Here is a 4102-nt window from a genome sequence, read left to right on the forward strand (position 1 = left end):
TGCTTTGATGTTGGCTGCGGATTATGACTGAAGAGTGCAAGTAGTTGATAATCAAAGAATTTCTGTTACACAAAGGCAATCGGTACTAGATGCGGTTGAGCTTGCAAAGGTAGGAAAAACAGCGTTAGAGATTAAAGAATATTTAGAATCGGTTAAGTTTGAATCAAGTATCTATATTACATTAGACACGCTAAAGTATCTAAAAAAAGGTGGTAGAATTACACCAGCGGCGGCAGCAATAGGTGCTGTATTAAACCTAAAACCAGTATTGCAAATTCAAGGAGAAAAACTAGACGCTTATTCGAAAACTCGTGGTAAGAAGCAAGCAAAGAAGGTTATGGTTGAAGCGATGCGCAAAGATATGCAGGAACGTTTCGGATGTACAGAAGATAATCATACCATTCATCTTGAAGTGGCTTATGCAGGCAATGAGGAAGAGGCGTTATTATGGAAAGAAGAATTACAAAATGATTTTCCGAACTATGATATTCATCTAGATCCATTGGCACTTAGTATTGCATGTCACATTGGATATGGTGCATTAGCAATTGCGTGTTCTAAAAAAATTGATTTATAAAATCATTTCATAACATAAATGAAATAGAATAAAAAGAAAGTCAATGATCAGTGAAATCTGACTTGAGCATTGACTTTCTTTTGTTATTATTTTTATTAATTAGCAAGATTTTTTGTATATGCCATATCGTAAAAATCTAATTTTTCATCTTTGTATTCAAAGAATGCAGGGTGGAACGCTTCGTCAACTAATCCAACAGATTTGTAGCAGTTGTGAGCGGCTTCGTTATCTCCGTGCACACCAAGCGTAATGCGAGACATCTTTAATATATCTGTAGCATATTGAATGGCAAGAGACACCATTTCTTTTCCGTAGCCTTTACCACGGCAATTGCTATCAACAACAATAAAACCAAGATGGATACTTTGCTTTTCGTAATCAGCGTTACGCATAGAAAAATGCCCTACAGGAGTACCGGCTTCGTTTAAGGCTATAAATGTCCAGGCATTAGGGTCTTCATCGAAGCGGTTTTTATAATCAACGATTTGTTCTAAAGTAAGTGGATATGTGAATTTATTTGCGCTCCACATCGCGAATGATTTTTCGTCATGAAACCATTTTAATAGATACGGGGCATCGCATAGTTTGAAAGGTCGTAAGCGTAACATAGTAATCCTCCATCAGTCATTTGTTTTTTGCAAACTTTTTTGTTTTATGTTACCATAGATGAAGAGAAAATGCAAAACACAATACGAAATAGGAGATAGCAATGCCAAAACAAACATTTTTTAATTTACAACCAGCAAAGCAGAGAAATGTTGTATATGCTGCACTCACAGAGTTTACGAATAAAGGGTATCTGCTTGGTAGTGTAGGAGATATTGCAAAGAGTGCAGTTGTTTCAAAAGGAAGTATGTATCAGTATTTTGAGGATAAGAAAGAATTCTACATGTATCTAACGGACTATGCATATTCTATGATAAAGACAGCTATGAAGACGCAATTGCAAAACTGTATGCAGGGAAATGTTAGTCTTGATATGGTTACACAAGAGAGTAAGGAAGTGCTTTGGAACATTATAGAGAGTTATCAAGCAGAGGTTTGCTTTTTGTTCGCATCAGGCAATGAGCAGGACTTAGAGATTCGCACACATATAGAGAAACTAAACCATGGTTTTTGTGAGCAAACGATAACACCTATTCTTAAGAATTTGATAGAGACAGGTAGTGTGAGAACTGATATTACACTAGAATATCTAGTGCGATACTGTCAAGCAGTTATGGGCATGGGAAAGAGTGAATTGCTACATACGGTTTGTTATCAAGAAGAAGAGAATAGACTTACGATTCAAATGAAACATGAAGAATGGAATGTGCTCTATGATATGCTTATAAAGCTTGCAATATCAGGATTGCATTCATAATAAAATAAATGATAGAAAGAAGAATGGCTATGAAGTTAAATAGAAATGATGTATGTTGGTGTGGAAGTAATAAAAAATATAAGAGCTGTCATCTTGCATTTGATGAAAAAATGGATGCATTTGATGAGCAAGGGGCAGTACTTCCTCCAAGAGATATAATTAAAACGCCAGAACAGATAGAAGGAATTCGTAAAGCTGGTGAGATAAACACAAAGATTCTTGATCTTTTAGAGCCTTATGTAAAAGAAGGAGTAACGACACAGGAACTAGATGATCTTGTTAATAAATTTACGAAAGAACTAGGTGCAATTCCAGCAACACTTGGCTATCAAGGTTATCCAAAGAGTGTTTGTGTATCAATTAATGAAGTTGTTTGCCATGGTATTCCAAGTGCGGATCGTAAATTAGTAAGCGGTGATATCGTAAATGTTGACGCTTCTACAATTGTAGATGGCTACTTTGGGGATTCTTCTCGTATGTATTGCATCGGTGATGTAAGTGAAGAGAAAAGAAAACTTGTTGAGGTAACAAAAGAGTGCCTTGAGTTAGGCGTGAAAGAGGTAAAACCTTGGGGCTTCCTTGGCGATATTGGATATGTTATTAATGAACATGCAAAGAAACATGGTTATACGATTGTTAGGGAAATCGGAGGACATGGCGTAGGTGTTGAATTCCATGAGGAACCTTGGGTAAGTCATATTGGACAAAGAGGAACGGATATGCTGTTAGTGCCAGGTATGACATTTACAATTGAACCTATGGTTAATATGGGGAAAGCAGATGTGTTCCAAGATGATGAAGATGGTTGGACAATATATACTGAGGATGGAATGCCATCGGCACAATGGGAGTATATGTTACTTGTTACAGAAACAGGTGTTGAAATATTAGCTCACTAAAAGTATGGATAATAAGAATATAATCATTTATAATAAAAAAATTCTTGCATCATATGAAAATATATGATAGAATAAGTCGTTGTGAGATGAAAAGGGTGTTCCTCTGTTACAGAGTGTATTAAGAACATCTAAATATTGAAGGAGGTCGCACAAATGAACGAAATTATTAAGAATATCGAAGCTGCTCAATTAAAAGCAGAAGTACCTGTATTTCACGTAGGTGATACTGTAAGAGTATACGCTAAAGTAAAAGAAGGTAACCGTGAAAGAACTCAGGTTTTTGAAGGTACAGTATTAAAGAGACAAAACGGAAGTTCAAGAGAAACTTTCACAGTAAGAAAAGCATCTAATGGAATCGGTGTAGAAAAGACTTGGCCATTACATTCACCAATCGTTGAAAAGATCGAAGTTATTAGACGTGGTAAAGTAAGAAGAGCTAAACTTAACTACTTACGTGATAGAGTTGGTAAGAGAGCTAAAGTTAAAGAATTAGTTAAATAATTAAAACAAAGAGAAGGGACAAGTACATACGTATATTGTCCCTTTTCGTTACTGTTCATCGCGAAGTGTGTTACTGCTCGTGGAGTGAACAGTAACTTTTTAAATTCGTAGGAAATAGAGATGAGGTTGAGAGATCAATGAAATATAATTTTGATTCCGATGAGATTAGTAAGAAGAGAAAAAAGATTATAAAAGAGATTATAATATGGGTTGTAGAGATTATCCTAGTTATTTTGTTAGCATATTTGCTTGTGGAATATGCAATTGAGAAGACCACGGTAGTTGGTGAATCGATGGAAACAACGCTACAAGAGAATGATAAGGTTATTATTAATAAACTTGCATATCGTTTCTCTAAGCCAAAGCGATTTGATGTTATTGTATTCAAACAAACAGGTAAAGAACATAGCTATTATAATATAAAGCGAGTGATAGGTTTGCCAGGGGAAACGGTGCAGATTAAAGATGGAATTGTTTACATTGATGGTGAGCCAATTACAGAAAAAGCAGATGTTGAGTTAATTAAAAATCCTGGTTTAGCAGTAGAACCAGTAATCCTAGAAGAGAAAGAATATTTTGTACTTGGAGATAATCGTAATCTTAGTGAAGATAGTCGTTTCGCCAATATTGGAAACGTTGTTTCTGGTGATATTATTGGAAAGGCATGGATTCGTTTGAAACCATTTAATTTTGTTAATGAGTTAAATCCTGCGAAAGAAACGAAAACAGAGAATACGTCTGATAAATAAAGGCACCATGTAA

General features: G+C 35.4%; 5 protein-coding genes and 1 pseudogene. 5 read left to right on the plus strand and 1 reads right to left on the minus strand.

What is annotated here, in order from left to right:
• Window positions 1-577 (plus strand): annotated as a pseudogene (locus RMR19_RS11325) (DegV family protein); the annotation flags it as partial.
• Between the two features lie 95 nt (window positions 578-672).
• Here the strand turns inward: RMR19_RS11325 and RMR19_RS11330 are convergent.
• The gene (locus RMR19_RS11330; protein WP_310603599.1) at window positions 673-1185 is read right to left on the minus strand and encodes a GNAT family N-acetyltransferase; all 513 of its coding nucleotides are present in this window, start codon (window positions 1183-1185) and stop codon (window positions 673-675) included.
• 101 nt (window positions 1186-1286) lie between these two features.
• Between RMR19_RS11330 and RMR19_RS11335 the strand changes: the two genes are divergently transcribed.
• From RMR19_RS11335 to lepB, 4 genes are all read left to right on the plus strand, one after another.
• Window positions 1287-1940, plus strand: a complete 654-nt coding sequence (locus RMR19_RS11335; protein WP_310603600.1) for a TetR/AcrR family transcriptional regulator — start codon at window positions 1287-1289, stop codon at window positions 1938-1940.
• Window positions 1941-1969: 29 nt separating this feature from the next.
• The gene (locus tag RMR19_RS11340) at window positions 1970-2839 is read left to right on the plus strand and encodes a methionyl aminopeptidase (protein WP_331654715.1); all 870 of its coding nucleotides are present in this window, start codon (window positions 1970-1972) and stop codon (window positions 2837-2839) included.
• Window positions 2840-2992: 153 nt separating this feature from the next.
• A complete protein-coding gene (gene rplS, locus RMR19_RS11345; RefSeq protein WP_310603601.1) occupies window positions 2993-3340 on the plus strand; it encodes a 50S ribosomal protein L19 in 348 nt (115 codons plus the stop codon).
• Window positions 3341-3477: 137 nt separating this feature from the next.
• The gene (gene lepB, locus RMR19_RS11350) at window positions 3478-4089 is read left to right on the plus strand and encodes a signal peptidase I (protein WP_310603602.1); all 612 of its coding nucleotides are present in this window, start codon (window positions 3478-3480) and stop codon (window positions 4087-4089) included.
• Window positions 4090-4102: the final 13 nt, after the last annotated feature.

This window comes from Anaerosporobacter sp. (assembly GCF_031551385.1).
GTDB lineage: Bacteria > Bacillota > Clostridia > Lachnospirales > Lachnospiraceae > Anaerosporobacter.